The following is a 17266-nucleotide window of genomic DNA, read 5'->3' as shown; positions in this document are numbered from 1 at the left end:
CGGGAAAAGGGAACGCCATCCGCGCTGACGCGCTTGTGCCCCCGGACTCGTTTAGCATGGGAGAGCCGATATGGGCGTGAAAGCCATTTACAAGACGAAAGCGACGGCGACCGGCGGCCGCGACGGTGCGGCGCGCAGCGAAGACGGCTCGGTCGACGTCAAGCTGGTCGTCCCGAAGGAGATGGGCGGTCCAGGCGGCGAGGGCGCCAATCCGGAAAAGCTGTTCGCGGCGGGTTATTCGGCCTGTTTCCTGGGCGCGATGAAGGCGGTGTCGGGCAAGGAAGGCGTGAAGGTGCCGCAGGACGCGACCGTCACCGCCGAGATCGGCTTCGGTCCGCGTGACGAGGGCGGCTATGGCATCACTGCCGACCTGACCGTCAATCTGCCCGGCGTCGACCGCGCCGATGCCGAGCGGCTGATGCACGCCGCGCATCAGGTCTGCCCCTATTCCAACGCCACGCGCGGCAATGTCGATGTCGGCCTGACGCTCGCCTGAGCCGACCACGACGGCATGTGAAACCTCCGGGCCCTTCGCTTTTTCGAAGCGGAGGGCCTCCTTTTTTGACAAGGGACCGTTCATGACCCGCCCCGCCGGCACCGAATCCTTCGCGCTCAACCAGACCATGCTGCGCATCCGCGATCCCAAGCCATCGCTCGCCTTCTATCAGGACGTGCTGGGCATGACGCTGCTCCAGCAGCTGGATTTCGAGGAGATGCGCTTCTCGCTCTATTTCCTGGCCTATCTGAACGACGGCGAATCGATCCCGCAGGACCCGGCCGAGCGCGCGCATTTCATCTTCGACCGCGAGACCACGCTGGAGCTGACGCACAATTGGGGCACCGAGTCGGACCCCGATTTCAAGGGCTATCATGACGGCAATGCCGATCCGCGCGGTTTTGGTCATATCGGGATCAGCGTCGCCGATGTGGCGGGCGCTTGCGAACGCTTCGAGTCGCTGGGCGTGCCGTTCAAGAAGCGGCCGCAGGACGGCAAGATGAAGGATATCGCCTTCATCACCGACCCCGACGGCTATTGGATCGAGATTCTCTCGGCCGCCGGCATGAAGGACAGCCTGCCGCCGCGCTGACGACCCAGTCCCTTCCCGACCGAAAAATGGTTCCGCAACCGGATATTTACCGGTTCGGACCATAACGGGCAGATCGGAGAGGAAGGGAAGGGATTCGCAAGCCCCTTCCCGACCAAGTGCGAGTCTCCCACTCGCGGTCGATGGAGGGACCATCATGATTACCTGGTTCGCCAAAACGGCACCTGTTCGCCAGAAATTCGACGTGTTGACCGTCGTCTATGGCGCACTGGCGACCGCCGGGCTGATTGCGACCATCATGGCACATGGCGGCGTCGCGCCGACCCTGCCGATCATCCTGTCGGCGGCGGTGCTGCTGATCACGCTGGCCGTATCGCGCGTCAGCCGTTCACTGATTTGCAACCCCTATGTGGGCAGCGTCGAGGCCATGGAACGCCTGGCTGCCGGCAACGTGCACACCGATGTGCCCTATACCGACTATCGCGACTGTATCGGTCGGATGGCGAAGGCCGTGGCCGTGTTCCGCGACAATGCCGTCGGCGTGCAACAGGCCGCGCAGGCGCAGCAGGTCGTCGTGACCGCGCTGGGCAAGGGCCTGGGCGAACTGGCCGAGGGTAATCTCGATCAGTCGATCGATACCCCGTTCCCGGCCGAATATGAAAAGCTGCGCGCCGATTACAACCGCGCGGTCGGGGCGCTGGCGAGCACGATGGGCACCGTCATTGCCTCCACCCACGGCATCAATTCGGGCGCCAGCGACATCCGCCAGGCCTCGGACGACCTGTCGCAGCGCACCGAGCAGCAGGCCGCCAGCCTGGAGGAAACCGCCGCCGCGATGGACGAGATCACCTCGACCGTCCGCCAGACCGCCGAGGGCGCCAACCGCGCCAACCGCGCGGTCGCCGATGCGCGGGTCGAGGCCGAACAGTCGGGCGACGTCGTGCGCCGCGCGGTCGACGCCATGGCCGGCATCGAGCGCGCCTCCAGCGAAATCTCCGAGATCATCAGCGTCATCGACGGCATCGCCTTCCAGACCAACCTCCTGGCGCTGAACGCCGGTGTCGAGGCGGCGCGGGCGGGCGACGCGGGCAAGGGCTTCGCGGTCGTCGCCTCCGAGGTGCGCGCGCTGGCGCAGCGCTCGGCCGATGCCGCCAAGGACGTGAAGTCGCGCATTCTCGCCAGCTCCGAACAGGTCGAATCGGGCGTCGGCCTGGTTAGCGAGACCGGCAAGGCGCTGGAGCGGATCATCGCGCGCATCACCGAGATCAGCGGGCTGGTCGGCGACATCGCCAGCTCCGCCGAGAAGCAGGCGGTCGGACTTCAGGAGGTCAACACCGCCGTGTCCGCGATGGACGGCGTGACCCAGCAGAACGCCGCGATGGTCGAACAGGCCACCGCCGCCGCCCGCTCGCTGGCGGTCGAGGCCGATGGCCTGGCACGCGAGGTCGCCCGCTTCCGCATCGCCCATGGCGGTGGCCATCATGACGGCTTCGTCGCGCCGCCGGCCGCACCGATCGCACCCGCCGCCTCGTCGCTGCCGGTCCATCAGTTGCAGCAGCGCGCCGCCGCCGCCGGTCGTCGCATCGCGCAGACCTCACGCGCCGCCCGTCCGCCGGTGGCCGCGCCATCCCCGTCCTTCGCGTCCAGCGCCCCCCAGTCGAGCGGCAATGCCGCGCTGGCGGTCAGCGACGACGACTGGACCGAATTCTGATGCCGGCCCCGCCCTTCTGAACCGGGGCGGGACCGCTTCTTCCCTTCCTGCCGCTGCCTCGAACTGCCGACTGGAGTTTCACCGTGACCGCTCTGTCCCTTGCCCCCGTGCTCGACACCACCGCCGCCGCGCCGCTGCGCCAGGCGCTGCTCGACCTGATCGCGTCGGGCGACGCCATCGCGCTGGACGGTGGTCAGGTGACCCAGGCCGGCCAGGCCTGTCTCCAGGTGCTGGCCAGCGCGCAGGCGATGGCCGCCTCGATCCGCACGGACTTCGAGTTGCAGAACCCGTCCGAAGCGCTCGCTTCCATGATCACGCTGGCGGGCCTCGACCGCCTCGTCACCCCCGCCGCCTGAAAGGCCCGACCCGATGAATCTCGACGAGATCCAGCAGATTTTCTTCCAGGAATGCGAAGAAGGCCTCGGCGCTCTGGAAAGCGCCTTCGCCGATCTGAAGCGTGGACGGCATGATGACGAGACGATCAACACCGTCTTCCGCTCGGTCCACTCGATCAAGGGCGGCGCGGGTGCGTTCGGCCATGACCGGTTGCAGCATTTCTCGCACCATTATGAAACGGTGCTCGACCTGATCCGCAACGGCACGCTGCCGCTCAGCGAACCATTGATCGACCTGATTGTCGCGGCGTTCGACACGCTGACCGACCATGTCGCGGCCGCGCGCGGCGAAGGCGGCATGCCCGCCGACCAGGCGATGCTCGACCGCCTGGCCGCCGCCGCCGAGGGCAAGGTCGAGAACGGGGCCGAGGCCGCACCCGAGGTCGAGGCGGTCGCCGACACGCCCGCGCCCGCGCCCGCCCCGATGGACGATTTCGACGCGCTGTTCGCGATGCTGGAGGAACCCGCCGCACCGGCGGCCGAGACCGCACCGGCCGAATGGATCGTGACCGTGCATCCCGGCCCGCGCGCCTTCGATCACGGGGCCGAGCCGATGCTGGCGCTGCGCGAATTGTCGCGCATGGGCGCCCGCACGCTGTCGGCCGATCTGTCCGACCTGCCGCTGCTCGACGGGCTGGACGCCGAACGCTCCTATATGGGCTTCACCCTGGCGCTGCCCGGCACGACCGACGAGGACGACATTCGCGCGGTCTTCGACTTCGCCGATCCGCAATGCCGCCTGACCGTCACGCGCGCGACCGAGGAGGTGGTTCCGGCCGCCCCCGCGCCCGAACCCGAAGCGGTCGAGCCCGCGCCGGCGGCCCCGCCGGTCGCCGCGCCCGCGCCGGTCGCCGCCGCGCCCGCCCCTCTGGCCGCCGTTCCCGCCGCGCCCGCGCCCGTCGAACCGGCCGCCCCCTCGCTGGCCGAGGTCGCCAACAGCCCGCGCGTCGCCGCGGCCGCCGCGCAGACGATCCGCGTCGACCTCGACAAGCTCGACCGGCTGGTCAATCTGGTCGGCGAGTTGGTCATCACCCAGGCGATGCTGGCGCAGCGCCTGTCCGAGAACGAGATGGGCTCGATCCCCGAGCTGTCCGACCTCGACCACCTGACGCGCGAGCTTCAGGATTCGACGATGGCCATCCGCGCGCAGCCGATGAAGACCGTCTTCAGCCGCGTGCCGCGTATCATCCGCGAACTGGAGGTCGAGACCGGCAAGCGTGTCCGCCTCGAGGTCGAGGGTGAGATGACCGAGGTCGACAAGACCGTGGTCGAGCGCATCGGCGAGCCGCTGACCCATCTGATCCGCAACGCCGTCGACCATGGTCTGGAAACCCCGGCCGATCGCAAGGCGGCAGGCAAGGACGGCGAGGGCGTCGTCACCCTGTCGGCCGCGCACCAGTCGGGCCGGATCGTCATCACGGTCGCCGATGACGGACGCGGCATCGACCGCGCGCGCGTCAAGGCCAAGGCGATCGAGCGCGGCATCATCGCCCCCGATGCGCAACTGTCCGAGGAAGAGATCGACAATCTGATCTTCGCGCCCGGCTTCTCGACCGCCGCCGTCGTCTCCAACATCTCGGGCCGCGGCGTCGGCATGGACGTGGTGCGCAAGAACATCCAGGCGCTGGGCGGCCGCATCGGCATCCAGTCGGAACTCGGCAAGGGGTCGAGCTTCTCGCTCAGTCTGCCGCTGACGCTGGCCGTGCTCGACGGCATGATCGTCACCGTCGGCGACCAGACCTTCGTCATCCCGCTCACCCATATCGTCGAGAGCCTGCGCCCCGGCATCGACGAGGTGCATTTCGTCGGCGGCCAGTCGCCGCTGCTCGACGTGCGCGGCACCTATGTCCCGGTCCACCGCGTCGGCGAACAGCTGGGCGTCGGCGGTGCCACGCGCAAGCCCGAGGACGCGGTGCTGATCGTGGTCGAGAGCGACCAGGGTCAGGCGGTGCTGATGGTCGACTCGATCCAGGACCAGCGTCAGGTCGTCGTGAAGAGCCTGGAGGCGAACTACCGCGCCATCCATGGCCTGGCCGGCGCGACCATCCTGGGCGATGGCCGGGTCGCCCTCATCCTCGACGTCGATGCGCTGATCGGCCGCTGGCGCCGTGACGGCCGCAGCGGCGGCGCCTTCATCGAAGACCTGGCCGCATGAACGCCCCCGCCGCCATCCCCCAGCGCGAGATGGAGTTCGCCTTCTCGGCGGCCGACCATCGCGCGATCGCCGAGATGATCTATGCCGAGTCGGGCATCCTGCTGCCCGACAACAAGGCCAAGCTGATCTACGGCCGGCTGGCGCGGCGGCTGCGGGCGTGCGGGCTGGAGAGTTTTCCCGACTATCTTGCGCTCATCGCCAATGACACGGAGGAACGCGCGCGCGCCGTCGATGCGCTGACCACCAACCACACCTTCTTCTTTCGCGAAAACCATCATTTCGAGCATTTCCGCGACGAACTCTGGCCCGGTTTCGCCGATCGCCTCGCCTCGGGCGGGCGGGTGCGGGTCTGGTCCGCCGCCTGTTCCAGCGGCGAGGAACCCTATTCGCTGATGATGACCATCCTGGGCACCGACACCCGCGCGGCGGCCAAGCTGGCGGGTCAGGATTTCAAGATACTGGCGACCGACCTGTCGCCCAGCGTCATCGCGACGGCGCGCGCCGGTCGCTATCCGGTCGACACCACGCGCACCATGCCGCCGGCGATGCGCCAGGCCTGGTGCCAGCCGGCGGGCGACATGGAGGAGCTGTCCCCGACGCTGCGCGCGCCGATCGCGTTCCGCGAACTCAACCTGTTGCGCAGCTGGCCGATGCGGCGGCCGTTCGACGTCATCTTCTGCCGCAATGTCATGATCTATTTCGACGAGCCCACCAAGGCTCAGTTGCTGGCCCGTTTCGCCGATCAGCTTGTGGCTGGCGGCATTCTCTACATTGGTCATGCCGAACGCATCCCGCCGGAAGTATCGGCGCGCTTTCACTGCATCGGTCGCACCGCTTTCCAGAAAGTTTCCTGATGGCCGTTCGTACCCTGATCGTCGACGATTCCCCGACCATGCGCGCGCTGATCGCGGGGATGCTGAGTCGCGATCCCGATATCGAAGTGGTCGGCGCCGCCAACGGCCCGCACCAGGCGCGCGAGATGATCAAGGCGCTCGATCCCGACGTCATCACGCTGGACGTCGAGATGCCCGACATGAACGGGCTGGATTTCCTCGAGCGGGTCATGCGCCTGCGCCCGATGCCGGTCGTCATGCTCTCGACGCTGACCCAGGCGGGCGCGGACACGACGATCCGCGCGCTGGAACTGGGCGCGGTCGAATGCTGCGCCAAGCCGGCGGCGAACTGCCTCGATCCGCGCCTGGCCGAAAGCGTCAAGGCGGCGGCGAGCAGCCGGCGCATCCGGGTGCGCGACATGTCCGCGCCGCCCGCGCCCGTGGCGGCCGCCAACTTCACGCCCCGCGCCGGCTCGCTGATCGCGATCGGCGCATCGACCGGCGGCGTCGAGGCGCTGATCCAGGTGCTCAGCGGCTTTCCGGCGAACTGCCCGCCGACCGTGATCGTCCAGCACATGCCCGCGACCTTCACGACCAGTTTCGCGGCACGGCTCGACCGGCTGTCCAAGCCGACCGTGGCCGAGGCGCGTCACGGCCAGCCGCTGCTGCCCGGCCATGTCTATCTCGCGCCCGGCGGCACCCATCATCTGGAGGTCGGCGGCACTGAGGGCCAGTATCGCGCGCGGCTGATCCCCGACGATCCGATGAGCGGCCATCGCCCCTCGGTCGACCGGCTGTTCCACAGCGTGGCCAAGAATGTCGGCGACAAGGCGGTCGGCGCGATCCTGACCGGCATGGGCCGCGACGGCGCCGACGGCCTGCTGGCGATGCGGCGCAAGGGCTCGTTCACCGTCGGCCAGGACCAGGAAAGCTGCGTCGTCTATGGCATGCCCGGCGTCGCGCAGGAGGTGGGCGCGGTGACCAAGCAGCTGACGCTGACCCGCGTCGCGCCGGCGATCATCGAACGGTGTCGCGCATGACCCCGTCACCCGCCGGCATGGCGCGCAGCGATGGCTTGCGACGAATCAACATCATCCAGGGCGAGACGCGCGTGTCGCAGGAACGCGATGTCGTGCTGACGACCGTGCTCGGCAGCTGCATCTCCGCGTGCCTCTACGATCCGATCGCCGGAGTGGGCGGATTAAATCACTTTTTATTGGCCGAACCGGGCGCGGCGGAAACCGATCCTAAATCCATGCAGCGCTACGGTGTCTATGCGATGGAAGTCTTGATCAACGCCATGATGGCCCTGGGAGCCCAGCGACACAGCCTGAAAGCCAGGCTGTTCGGTGGCGCGACCATGCGCGACGGGTTCCGCGACATCGGCGGCGCCAATGCGCAGTTCGCGCGGCGTTTCCTGGCGGACGAGCGAATCGCGCTGGTCGGCGAGGATGTCGGCGGCGTCAGCGCGCGCCGCGTCGAATTCCGCCCCGCTCTGGGCCTCGCCCGGTGCCGCCACGTCACCGATACCGTGGCGCCGATGCCGCGGATCGCCCGCCCCGCCCCGCCGCCGCCGCCCGCCGCGACCGGCGACGTCGAATTTTTCTAATGTCTCTCGATCCTTCCAGGAAAGGCCAGTTCGTGTCCCAACTCATCATGACCGTGGACGATTCGCCCAGCATGCGAATGCTTCTGCGCGCCGCGCTCACCGATATGGGATATCGGGTTCTCGAGGCCGAAGACGGCGTCCATGCCCTCGATACGCTCGACGGCGTGACGGCCGATACCGTGCCCGACCTCGTCATCACCGACATCAACATGCCCCGCATGGACGGTTTCGGCCTGATCGAGGCGCTGCGCCGCCAGCCGGGTCATCGCAACCTGCCGATCCTGGTGCTGACCACCGAAAGCTCGGACGAGAAAAAGGCCCGCGCGCGCGAGGCCGGCGCGACCGGCTGGATCGTCAAGCCCTTCAACCCCGAAAAGCTGGCCGCGGCGATCCGCCGCGTGCTGCACTGATCCCATCCAGAGAGGAACCGACCATGTCGCGTCAGCTCATCACCTTCCAGCTCGGCGACCAGATCCTGGGCGTCGACATCATGGCCATCCGCGAAATCCGCGCCTGGTCGCCCGCGACCCCGCTGCCCAACGTGCCCGCGCATGTGCGCGGCGTCGTCAACCTGCGCGGCGTGGTCCTGCCGGTGCTCGACCTGCGCCACCGGCTGGGCTGGGGCGTGACCGACCCGAGCGCGCGCCACGTCATCATCGTGGTGCGGATCGGCGAGCAGCTGCAGGGCCTGATCGTCGATGCGGTCAACGACATCGTCACCATCCCGCCCGAATCGATGCAGCCGCTGCCCGACATGGGCGATGCGACTGCCGCCCATTATCTCGAAGGGCTGGCGACGATCGAACAGCGCCTCATCCTGATCCTGGCGCTCGATCGCCTGTCGGACAGCGTGGCGTTGACGGCGGAAGCCGCGTAACACCCTGTTTTTTCAAGACGTAACGGCGTATCCGTTGGAAGGTAAATGCGTAATGGCGGACGTTAAGGTTCTGGTCGTCGATGACTCGCTGACGATGCGGGTGCTCATTTCGGGCGCGCTCGAGCGGATCAAGGGCGTCACCGTGGTCGGCGCCGCCGACGGCGCGGCGGAAGCGCGCAAGATGGTCGAACAATATCGCCCCCAGGTGATGACGCTGGACGTCGAGATGCCGGGCATGAGCGGCCTCGAATATCTCGCCGAGATCATGGAGGAGCGGCCGATGCCGGTCATCATGTTCTCGACCAAGACCGCCGCCGGCGCCGCCGATTCGATCGAGGCGCTGCGCCTCGGCGCGATCGACTGCTTCCCCAAGCCCAAGGTCGCGGTCCAGGCCGAACTGGACGAGATCATCGGCAAGCTGGGCAAACGGATCAAGGCCGCGCGCAACGCCGACCTGAAGAAGACCAGCGCCGCCAAGTCCAAGAAGGGCAGCCCCGCCACGCCGATCGACTGGAACGGCCGCCTGCTGGCGATCGGCGCCGACGCCGCCAACACCCAGTCGATGTTCGACCTGTTCGCGACCTTCCCCGCCAACTGCCCGCCGACCCTGGTCGTGCAGCAGATGTCGCCCGGCCTGCTGACCCCGATGATCGAGCAGTTGAAGGACCAGATCGCCCCCAAGGTGGTCGAGGCGACCGACGGCATGAAGGTGGAGCAGGGCACCATCTATTTCGCGCCGCAGGGCGAGAACCACATGGTCGTCGACACCTGGCCCAACGGCAGCCTGCGCCTGCTGGCGCGCGAGCCGGTGGCGGGCGAGCGTCCGTCCATCTCGCTGCTGTTCGCCTCGGTCGCCAAGGCGGCGGGCAGCAACGGCCTGGGCGTGTTGCTGGCGCTCGACGACGAGGACGGCTCGGCGGGCCTGCGCGCCATGCTGGCGGGTGGCGCCTATGCCATCGGCCGTTCGGAAACCGACTTCACCCTGATGAAGGGCGCGGTCACGCAGCCGGTCGCACGCGATGCGATTTCGGCTAATATCCTCAAGCTCTGCTCGAAATAAGCGCGAGGGGCCAGCGGGTGGGAAGGGAATTTGGCATGGATCAACAGCTTGCCCATGCGCTGGCCGACGAGCTGGTCGAACTGACCCGCTCGCTCGCCGACCTGGCCTATGACCTGGGCAGCGACAGCGACACGCTGCGCCGACACATGGTCAGCATCCAGTCGGTCGACCGGATCACCCAGGCGCAACTGGCGATCGCCGACATATTGCGCTCGGACGCGCCGGTCGCGGCGCGAATCGACGGGGTCACGCTGGAAACGCTGGCCGACCGCCTGCGCGAGCGGGTGGCCGGCAACGCCTGACCCCCGCCGTCCTTGGCATAGAGTGACATGAATGAACCCACCCCGCTTCGGGGGATCACTGCGAAGCTCTTCACACCGTCCCGACGCAGACCGGGATGGAACGTGAAGAGCGAGGAAACTCTGATTTCGCCCCCTCCCCTTCAGGGGAGGGGATGGGGGTGGGGCGCTTCCGCGAGCCATGCGTCGGTGGAGAGGCCCCACCCCAACCCCTCCCCTGAAAGGGAGGGGCTCGCATGGATTCGATATGATGTCGTCCTGGCCTGAGCCATAGGCCGATCAGCCGCGCGGGGTCGCCCGTGCGGCCTCGACCCGTTCGAGGAGCGGGCGCAGGCCGCCCAACCATTGACGCATCCCCTCGCGCGCCTCGTCGCTCATACTGAGCAACGCCAGGCGACGGTCGGTCGGATGCGGCGCGCTGTGGAACAGGCCCATGCCGATCAGCATGTTGATCCAGCGCACCGCCGTGGTGCGCGGCACGCCCGAGGCACGGTAGCAAGCGCTGGTTTCGACCTGCCGCCCCTCCTCCTCTTCCAGAAACACGAACAACAGCATGTCGAAGGCCGGGTCGGCGAAGAGCGACCGGTCGAAGAAGCGGCCGATCCCCTCCCGCGCGGAGCGGATGACGTTGCCGATGTCCCCGGGGGTTAGCCGCGCCTCGCTCTCGGCACGGACCAGGGTTTCGACCACATCCAGCTCATCGCGAATCCGCCGCAGCCGGTCGTCGATCCCCGACGGATCGGACCCCGCCCCGTCCGTATAGCGATCGCTCACGAAATCCACGCTAGGCCCCTGATCATCCATTCCCCCGACAGTCGGACAGCCCTTCAACGCTTTGGCCGACGCTCCCTGACATCGCCGTGCCGCATGAAATCATAGGACATGTCCATCATAGTGTTCGAGACTATCGAAGTTTCATAACCGATTGAAACTAAATTCGTTTGCACCGATCCGGCTTTTTTGGACGGGATCGGATCAGAAAAACAGCTTGCGGATCGACAGCCGGATCGTGCGGCCCAGAGGATCGAGATAACCCGGCTGATAGCCGATCGGCACGGTGCCGGTGGCGTCGGTCACCCGCTGGCGCTGGTTGAACAGATTGTCGACCGACAGGCTGATCCGTGTGCCGCGCAGCCAGGGACGCGTGCGGACCAGGTCCAGCCGCTGCCCCAGATCGGCGAACAGCCGCAGGTCGATCGTCGCCAGGCTGCCGAACGCCAGCGGTTCGGGATTGGCGGGGGTGCCGCCATTGACGCGGGTGGCGCTGCGCCAGTTGCCCGACATACGCACGCCGATGCCGTTATTGGTATAGCCCGCCTGCGCCTCCAGCTGATGCCGCGAGCTGCCGCCGCTCGCCCCGATCGCATCGCCGCGCAGCAGGTCGAGGACCGGGCCACCATCGGCGACCGTCACCCGGTCGGCCAGCGTCCAGCTGTGATAGAGCGCAAACTGCAACCGGCCGCCGCCGCGCCCGCCGCCAAAGCCCCCGCCCCGGAAGCCGCCACCGGGGCGCCCGCCGCCCGGTCCGTTCGCCCCCGGCGCACCGCCCTGCCTGTCACCGCGCGGCCCATCGCCACGGGGGGCGTCACCGCCACGTCCTTCGCCGTCCCGCCCTTCGCCCCGAGGTCCGTCGCCGCGTCGGCCGGGGAAGGCCATGCCCGCAAAGGGATTGGGGCCGGTCCCTGCACGATACGCCTCGATCTCCTTCTGGATCTTGGACTTGATCGGCTTGGAGGAGTTGAAGCCCCAGCGCAGCTGCTGCCGCTCGGTCCGTGCGAAGTTGATCGGCCGCGAATCAACGCGCAGCAGATTGCCGGCGGCGTCGCGGGTGAAGCGATCGGGAAAGGCCGCCTCGATCGCGGCGGTCGGCGTCGGGAAGGACGCGATCGGATCGTCGGTGCCGATGCGGTAATAATTCGCGGTCAGGTTGATGTCGCGGTCGCGCCAGGGCTTCAACGTCAGGCCCAGCTTCATGACATGGCGGTTGTCGGCGATCAGGTTCGGATTGCCGCCGGTGACGGCGGTGATCGTCGCGGTGGTGCCGCGCACATAGTCGAACAGGCGGACATTGGGGGTGGTGATCGTCGGATTGCCCAGCTGCTGCGCGCTCGGCGCATCCTCCTGATCGGTCCAGGAGGCGATGATCCGCACCCCCTCCAGCGGCGCCCAGTTGGCCCCGTAACCCACCGTGGTCAGCGTGCCGAAGTCCGACAGGCGATTGGCCGCGGCATTGAGGTTCAGCGACAGATTGCCGATCGCGCCCAGCACCGAGCGATCGCGATTGGCGATCGGCAGGTCGAGGTTGAGTTGGCCGTTGACGATGTCGCGCGATACTTCACCGCTCTGTTCCTGTCCGAAGCGGAACGAACGGCTGGAAAAGTCGCTGGTCTGGCCACCGAACTTGACGCTCGCCTGCGCATCGCCCGCCGGCAGCGCGAAGACGCGGCCGTTGAGGAGCGCATCGACCTGCGCGGTGGACGAGGTCGAGCGTGCGAAGTTGCGCGGCGACAGGCCGATCGCCTCGATCGGGCCATAGGGATTGGCGGTCGGATCATTCGCGTTAAGCCGCGCCTGGAACGCGGCTGTGTCCAGCCCGGTATCGGTCGCGACCCGGCTTTCGGCGCGGTCATAGGCCCCCGTCACGGACCAGCGCCATTTGCTGCTGATCTGGCCGTTGAGCACCGTGCCGAAATGCGCGGTCAGCCCGGTATTGTCCTGGGTCAGCGGGCCATAGGCGTCGGTCAGCCGCGCAATGGTCGCGGTCGTGCCGAACGGCGAATAGGGATTGCCGACCGGCAGTTGCAGATTGGCGGACGGCAGGCCGTTCCAGCTGTTGCTCTGCGTCGCCTGCAACTCGGCGTTGAACGAGGCGGCGACATTGCCCAGGATGTTGCGCGCATAGACGATATTGGCGTCCCACTGACGCTGCGCATTCTGGAGCGTGCGATAGCGGGTGACGTCGGTGCCGTTGACCGGCATCGCGGCCAGCGCCGACAGCGTCGGGACGCCCGCCAGCCCTGCGGGAAGGCCGACCACGCTGGGATTCGAACCGGTCAGCGCGGCGAGGCCGGGGTCGGCGGTGACGATATTGCCGCCCAGCGCCGCATTGCTGGCGGGCGCGAGGATGTCGCGCTCCGCCTCGGTCAGGCGCGAGCTTTCCTGATAATCGGTATGGATGCTCAACCGCTTGTCGCGGCGGATGGTCAGCCAGTCGAGCCGCCCCTGCCCCATGGCCGAGCCGCCCTCGGTCGGCACCCGCGCGATCGCCTCGGTCGCCAGTGAGCGGAAACGCGGGCGGAGGACGAAGTTCACCACCTTCTGGTCGGCGCTATAGCCATATTTCAGCGCGACCTCCTCGGGCAGGATGTCGACGCGCAGGATCGCCTCGGTCGGCAGGTCGCGGATTTCCTGGAAGCCCGCAATGCGCCGCCCGTTGAGCAGGACGACGGGCGACCCGCCGCGCCCGCTGGTCGTCTGCGGCGCGAGTTCGGTCAGCAGGTCGGCGACGCTCGACACGCCGTAGGAGCGGATGTCAGCGGGGCTGAGCTGTTGCTCGGGCGGGATGTCGCCGGGCACGGTGCCGGGCTGCCGCCGCGCGGTGACGACGACATCGCCCTCCTCCGCGCCCTCCTCCTCTTCCGGCTCGGCCTGCGCGGCGGGCGGGGTGCGGGCCGGCGTCGGCTGCGCCGTGGCGGGGGCAGCGGTAACGGTCGTCGTGACGGCCGGCGGTTCGGGTGTCGCGGCGGGCGATTTCGACGGGGCAGCAGGGGCCGGGGCCACCTGCGCCTGTGCGATCGCCGGCATCGCACTCGCCAGCATCAAGCTCGCCCACAGCCGCATGTCCGTCCCTTTACCTGAAATCGAGGCTCCGGGCGTTAGGACGCAATTGTCGCACAAATGTGCCGCGTATTCGTAACAAATGTCGCGGTTCGGGAGGCAGCACTTCCTTCCCCATAGGGGGAGTGGGACCATGCGAAGCATGGTGGAGGGGTGTCACTGCCAGCGATCGTCCCGGCGATCAGCCGGGACACCCCTCCGTCAGGCCTCCGGCCTGCCACTTCCCCTTGCCGGGAGGAAAGGCTTAGCCCGCGAACGCCTTTTCGATCACATAGGCGCCCGGCTGCGCATTCGAGCCTTCGGGGAAGCCCATCTCCTCGAACTTCGCGCCCAGCGACTTGATCATCTCCATGCTGCCGCACATCATGATCCGGTCCGTCTCCGGATTGAAGCCGTGCGCGCTCGGCAGCCCGGCGAACAACCGGCCATCGTCGATCAGCGCGTCGATGCGGCCCGTGGTGTGGAACGGCTCGCGCGTGACGGTCGGGACATAGTGGAACTTCTCGGCCGCGACATCGCCGACCAGAGGATCGTCGGCCAGCTTGCCCGCCAGCTCGTCATGGAAGGCCAGGTCGCTGACGCGGCGAACCGAGTGGACGATCACCACCTCGTCGAACATGTCATAAATGTCCGGGTCGCGCGCGACCGACAGGAAGGGCGCAAGGCCCGTACCCGTCGACAGCATGAACAACCGCTTGCCAGGCAGCAGTGCGTCGGCGACCAGCGTGCCGGTGGGCTTGCGGCCCAGATAGATATTGTCGCCCGGCTGCACCTTTTGCAGCTTGCTGGTCAGGGGGCCGTCCTCGACCTTGATCGACAGGAAGTCGAGCTTCTCGTCATAGGAGGGGCTGGCCACCGAATAGGCGCGCAGCAGCGGCTTGCCGTTGTCGCCCTGCAACCCGATCATCACGAACTCGCCCGAACGGAAGCGGAAGCTGTCGGGGCGCGACACCGAGAAGGAGAAGAGATGCTCGTTCCAGTGATGGACGCTCTGAACCGTTTCGACGCTCAGCGCGGTGGTGGGGGTCAGTTCGGGAAGGGCGGTATCGGTCGACAAACCTCAAAACTCCTTTGCGCCCCCACCCGCCGATCGTCCGGCAAGGGGGGCGAATACGTCATATGCGAATGAATCGGATGCGCCCTTACCAAGAATAGCGCAGGCTGCCTACAAAGGTCCGCGATGCCCCGTAATAGCAGCCATTGTTGAAGAAACAGCTGGTGATGTGCCGCTTGTCGAACAGGTTGGCGACGTTGGCGGTCAGGCTCAGTCCCTCCATCGCCGGGCTGACCCGGCCGAGATCATAGCCCAGCATCAGATCGGCCAGCCAGTAATCGGGCGACTGGAAACGGCGGACAACGGTGCGCCCCGCGGCGACGGTGGTCGCAGTGCCATCCGATTCGCCGACATAGCGCACGCCCGCGCCCAGGCTCAGGCCACCCAGCGCATTACCCACGCCCGCCTTGCCCAGATCATAGGACAGGAAGCTCGACGCGCTCCATTGCGGCACGCCCAGGGGCCGCGTGCCGGTGACGCCGCTCATCTGGTCGCCGGTGCCGACCACGGGCGTGCCCTGCCGGACATAGGGGTCGTTATAGGTGGCGGCGACGACCACGTCGAAGCCGGGCGCCACGGTGCCGCGCCCGTCCAGCTCGATCCCGCGCACCGAAACCTCGCCGATCTGCACCTGCGAATTGCTGGGGATATTGCCCGTGCCCGCACGCGGATCGGCGACCGGCACGTTGCGGCGGCGCAGGTCGAAGGCCGACAGGGTGAACAGCGCGGTCGTCCCGCGCGGCTGGTATTTCAGCCCCGCCTCGTACTGGCGACCGGTGACGGGGACGAAGTTGGTGCCGTCCCAGGTGCTGCCCGCCTGCGGCTCGAAACTCTCCGAATAGCTGACGAAGGGGGCCAGGCCGAGCTTTGTCTCGTACAGCGCGCCCAGACGGGTGGTGAAGGCGTTCTGGCTGAGCCGCGTCACGCGGTTCGTGACACGATTCTGCGTCGTCTGGCCATAGCTGTCCCACCGCCCGCTGGCGATCAGCTGCAATCCGCCGATCGCGATCTGATCCTGAAGATACAGGCCGACCTGATCGCGCTTGGTGTAATTGTGCGTCTGATTGACCGGGAAGGTCGGCAGCGGCACGCCGTAGACGGGCGCGAACAGGTTCAGATCGGAGATGTTGAATACCGGATTGGCATTCTGCCCGGTGTAGAAGGCCTGGTAATTCTCGCCGCGATTATGCTGCCAGTCGACGCCGGCCAGGATGGTGTGCGCGACCGGGCCGGTGTCCAGCTTGCCGACCAGATGATTGTCGACGGTGAAGGTCTGGAACGCCTCGTCCGAACCGCCGCCGCCGCGCTGTAGCGTCGAGAAGTCGCTGTTCGCATTGGCGCCGGTCCCGCGCGTCACATAGCCCGAGCCGTAGATTTGCCGATAATGCAGGTCGATCGCCAGATAGCGGGCATTGGTGGTCCAGCTCAGCCGGTCGTTCAGATCGTGGCGGAACAGGATCGTCGCCGATTTCTGGGTCCGGTCGAACGCCTCATAGGACGGCTCGGACGTGTTGAAATCGACCGGCAGCACGCCGAACGGATTGGGCAACGCCGAGCCATAGACGGGCACGCCGCTATAGGAGGCCGATTCGGGATCGCGCTGATAGTTCAGGATCAGCGTCACGCTGGTCGCGCCATCGGGGGCGAAGCGCAGCATCGGGCGGGCGTAGTAGCGGCGATTGGCGGTTTGCTGGATGAAGCCATCCGATTCCTCGGCACCCGCGATCATCCGGAACAGCCAGCGATTGTCCGCATCCAGCGGCTGGTTCACGTCGATCGACGAGCGGAGCAGCGCAAAATTGCCACCCGCCAGCTCGATGCGCCCGCCCTCGCCGGCATAGGGCAGCTTGCTGGTCAGGTTCATCAGGCCGCCGGGCGTACCCGAACCATAGGTGACGCCCGCCGGCCCCTTCACCACATCGACCGATTCGACGAGGTGGAAGTCGATCTGCGGGCTGGAATAGACGCCGCCGAGCAGCCGCATCCCGTCCATGAAGATGCCCGGCTGGAATCCGCGCAGGAACAGTTGGTCATAGCGGGTGGCGACATTGCCGCGCTGGTTGGGCGCGACGCCCGCGACATAGCCGAGCGCCTGGTTGATCGACAGCGCGTTGCGCCGGGTCAGCTCCTCCTGATCGATCGCGATGATCGTCTGCGGCGTGGCGATCAGCGGAATGTCGGTCTTGGTCCCCGACACCGCGCTCTTCTTCGCGCGTTCCCCCTCGACCACGATCTCCTCGTTGCGCAGCCGCTGGGGATCGTCGTCATTCCCGGCCGCCGGCCCATTCTCTGGCAGACCCAGAGCGAGGGTCGGCGAGGCCCATCCCAGCACGGACCCCGTGACACAGGCCGCCAGCAGCATTGCGCGAAACCCCCGCATGTTTTTCCCC

At 67.4% G+C, this 17266-nt stretch carries 16 protein-coding genes; 12 read left to right on the top strand and 4 right to left on the bottom strand.

Annotation, left to right across the window (positions count from 1 at the left end; all coding sequences use genetic code 11):
• Positions 1-70 precede the first annotated feature (70 nt).
• The 12 genes from ACQHGV_RS01000 (at position 71) to ACQHGV_RS00945 (ending at position 9988) form a co-directional block, all read left to right on the top strand.
• Complete coding sequence (locus ACQHGV_RS01000) at positions 71-496, top strand: organic hydroperoxide resistance protein (protein ID WP_183951252.1); 426 nt, start codon at positions 71-73, stop codon at positions 494-496.
• Between the two features lie 82 nt (positions 497-578).
• Entirely contained in the window at positions 579-1088 is a 510-nt protein-coding gene (gene gloA / locus ACQHGV_RS00995; protein WP_440979098.1) for a lactoylglutathione lyase, read from the top strand.
• 154 nt (positions 1089-1242) lie between these two features.
• A complete protein-coding gene (locus ACQHGV_RS00990) occupies positions 1243-2757 on the top strand; it encodes a methyl-accepting chemotaxis protein (RefSeq protein ID WP_440979097.1) in 1515 nt (504 codons plus the stop codon).
• Between the two features lie 83 nt (positions 2758-2840).
• Positions 2841-3113, top strand: a complete 273-nt coding sequence (locus ACQHGV_RS00985) for an STAS domain-containing protein (RefSeq protein ID WP_037568354.1) — start codon at positions 2841-2843, stop codon at positions 3111-3113.
• A gap of 13 nt (positions 3114-3126) precedes the next feature.
• The gene (locus ACQHGV_RS00980) at positions 3127-5307 is read left to right on the top strand and encodes a chemotaxis protein CheA (protein WP_440979096.1); all 2181 of its coding nucleotides are present in this window, start codon (positions 3127-3129) and stop codon (positions 5305-5307) included.
• On the top strand, positions 5304-6161 hold the full coding sequence (locus ACQHGV_RS00975; RefSeq protein WP_409792163.1) for a CheR family methyltransferase: 858 nt from the start codon (positions 5304-5306) through the stop codon (positions 6159-6161). Before ACQHGV_RS00980 ends, ACQHGV_RS00975 begins: the two co-directional genes overlap by 4 nt.
• Positions 6161-7180 carry a protein-glutamate methylesterase/protein-glutamine glutaminase gene (locus tag ACQHGV_RS00970; RefSeq protein WP_183951243.1) on the top strand — a complete coding sequence of 340 codons (1020 nt, stop codon included), beginning with the start codon at positions 6161-6163 and terminating at the stop codon, positions 7178-7180. The genes ACQHGV_RS00975 and ACQHGV_RS00970 overlap by 1 nt, the downstream gene beginning before the upstream one ends.
• Complete coding sequence (locus tag ACQHGV_RS00965; RefSeq protein WP_183951241.1) at positions 7177-7749, top strand: chemotaxis protein CheD; 573 nt, start codon at positions 7177-7179, stop codon at positions 7747-7749. The genes ACQHGV_RS00970 and ACQHGV_RS00965 overlap by 4 nt, the downstream gene beginning before the upstream one ends.
• 32 nt (positions 7750-7781) lie before the next feature.
• Positions 7782-8159 carry a response regulator gene (locus tag ACQHGV_RS00960; RefSeq protein ID WP_183951239.1) on the top strand — a complete coding sequence of 126 codons (378 nt, stop codon included), beginning with the start codon at positions 7782-7784 and terminating at the stop codon, positions 8157-8159.
• 23 nt (positions 8160-8182) lie between these two features.
• Positions 8183-8626, top strand: coding sequence for a chemotaxis protein CheW (locus ACQHGV_RS00955; RefSeq protein ID WP_183951237.1), 444 nt, complete (start codon positions 8183-8185; stop codon positions 8624-8626).
• 52 nt (positions 8627-8678) lie between these two features.
• Positions 8679-9686 carry a chemotaxis protein CheB gene (locus ACQHGV_RS00950; protein WP_183951236.1) on the top strand — a complete coding sequence of 336 codons (1008 nt, stop codon included), beginning with the start codon at positions 8679-8681 and terminating at the stop codon, positions 9684-9686.
• A 35-nt stretch (positions 9687-9721) separates the two neighbouring features.
• Positions 9722-9988 carry a hypothetical protein gene (locus tag ACQHGV_RS00945; protein ID WP_183951234.1) on the top strand — a complete coding sequence of 89 codons (267 nt, stop codon included), beginning with the start codon at positions 9722-9724 and terminating at the stop codon, positions 9986-9988.
• 276 nt (positions 9989-10264) lie between these two features.
• Here the strand turns inward: ACQHGV_RS00945 and ACQHGV_RS00940 are convergent, their stop codons facing one another.
• From ACQHGV_RS00940 to ACQHGV_RS00925, 4 genes are all read right to left on the bottom strand, one after another.
• A complete protein-coding gene (locus ACQHGV_RS00940; protein ID WP_440979095.1) occupies positions 10265-10759 on the bottom strand; it encodes a hypothetical protein in 495 nt (164 codons plus the stop codon).
• Positions 10760-10960: 201 nt separating this feature from the next.
• Positions 10961-13825 (bottom strand): TonB-dependent receptor, encoded by a 2865-nt coding sequence (locus tag ACQHGV_RS00935; RefSeq protein ID WP_440979094.1) that lies wholly within the window; start codon positions 13823-13825, stop codon positions 10961-10963.
• Between the two features lie 241 nt (positions 13826-14066).
• Positions 14067-14879 carry a ferredoxin--NADP reductase gene (locus ACQHGV_RS00930; RefSeq protein WP_327556449.1) on the bottom strand — a complete coding sequence of 271 codons (813 nt, stop codon included), beginning with the start codon at positions 14877-14879 and terminating at the stop codon, positions 14067-14069.
• Between the two features lie 85 nt (positions 14880-14964).
• Positions 14965-17256 carry a TonB-dependent siderophore receptor gene (locus ACQHGV_RS00925; RefSeq protein ID WP_440979093.1) on the bottom strand — a complete coding sequence of 764 codons (2292 nt, stop codon included), beginning with the start codon at positions 17254-17256 and terminating at the stop codon, positions 14965-14967.
• Positions 17257-17266: the final 10 nt, after the last annotated feature.

The organism is Sphingomonas pseudosanguinis (genome assembly GCF_052056765.1).
Classification (GTDB): Bacteria; Pseudomonadota; Alphaproteobacteria; order Sphingomonadales; family Sphingomonadaceae; genus Sphingomonas; species Sphingomonas pseudosanguinis.
The sequence above is the reverse complement of the archived record's forward strand: the minus strand, read 5'-3'. Positions and strand labels throughout refer to the sequence as shown.